The following is a 1,402-nucleotide window of genomic DNA, read 5'->3' as shown; positions in this document are numbered from 1 at the left end:
CGGCCCTGAGCGTGCTCCGTGGACGGCCAGCCGCCGCGACCGGCGCGCGTGGGTGCGGCACTGGTCGCCCATGACGGCGCGGTTGGCGCACCCGGTCGGCCAGACGCACAGGTAGGGCACCCCGGCCGCGACGACCAGGACGGGCCGCCGGGCCAGCGCGGCGGCCAGCTCCTTGGACTTCCACCCGGCCTCGTCGGCGGCGACCAGGCACAGCGGCCCGTTCGTCTCGTCGAGCAGCAGCTCGGCGAAGGACACGAGCGTGGTCGCGCGCATCCGCCCCCGATAGCGGGCCTGCGGATACCAGGCGAACCGGGTCTCCCCGGCGCGGTCGAGCGCGACCAGGAGGCTGAGGTCGCCCCCGAGCCGCGCCTCGGCGACGAACCGGACGGCCGCGCCGGCGCCCGCGTGCGCCAGGTAGAGCGGCAGCGTCTCGCGCTCCCAGGGGCCGGGCTCGACCGCCGGGAAGCTCTCGGGCCACAGTCCCTCGTCGCGCAGCACGGCGACGGCCCGGTCGGCGTCCACGGGCCGGCCGTAGGCGCGGCTCAGCAGGGCGGTGAGGGTCCGCATGGTCAGCAGGGCGGGCGGGCCCGACAGGACGAGCTCGCGCAACCGGCCTCCCGCCGACAGGGGCTGTATGCGGGCGCGTTCCCGGGCGGCGGCGATCCGCACCTGGCGGTCGGCCGTCCCAATGGGACCGCGCGGCGGGTGTTCCATCTCCAGCGAGGCGGTCGCGGCGGGGGCGGGTCCGCGCCCCTGGTGGTAGTGGCGGCGGCAGAGCGCCTGGACGGGGTCGCGTTCGGGGATCCGCCAGACGCGTTCGCCGCAGCCGTCGGCCCACGTGCAGTAGAAGGCGTCGCCCACGGTCGTGGCGGTGGCGTCGAGGTCGCGGGAGCGCCAGCCGGAGTCGTCGGTGACGACCAGGCACAGTGTGTCGGCGACGTCCTGGCGCAGCCGCCGGGTGAAGTCGGCCAGCGTCGTGGCACGCATGCGGCCCTGGTAGCGTGCCTCCTCGTACCAGGCGAAGCGGCGTTCCTGATCGGGGGAGACGGCCAGCAGGAGCGTGCGCCCGCCCGGCAGCGGGACCTCCTGGACGAACCGCACGGACGCGCCGGGCCCCGCGTCGGCCTGGAACAGCGGCAGCACGTCGTGGCACCAGCGGCCCACGGCGGGTGACCCCGGCGGCAGCACGGGCGGCAGCGGACCCTCGGGCCACAGGTTCTGCGCGGACAGCAGGACCTCGGCCTCGCCGGTACTGACCGGATGACCGAAAAGCGCGCCCAGCCGCTCGGCGAGCCGCTCCATCGTCCACAGGCCGGTGGACGGCCCGCCGAGCACGGCCGGCCGCAGGTCGGGGGCCGAGGCGGTGGCGGGCGCGGGCGCCGGCCGCAGCGAACGGGCGTCG

General features: G+C 77.0%; 1 protein-coding gene. It reads right to left on the bottom strand.

The window, feature by feature from the left end; translation table 11 throughout:
• The coding region (locus FDA94_RS39725) for a hypothetical protein (protein ID WP_170991329.1) at window positions 1–1,402 on the bottom strand (1,402 nt) is incomplete at both ends.

The sequence above is a fragment of the Herbidospora galbida genome (genome assembly GCF_005233835.1).
GTDB classification, from domain to species: Bacteria; Actinomycetota; Actinomycetes; order Streptosporangiales; family Streptosporangiaceae; genus Herbidospora; species Herbidospora galbida.
The sequence above is the reverse complement of the archived record's forward strand: the minus strand, read 5'-3'. Positions and strand labels throughout refer to the sequence as shown.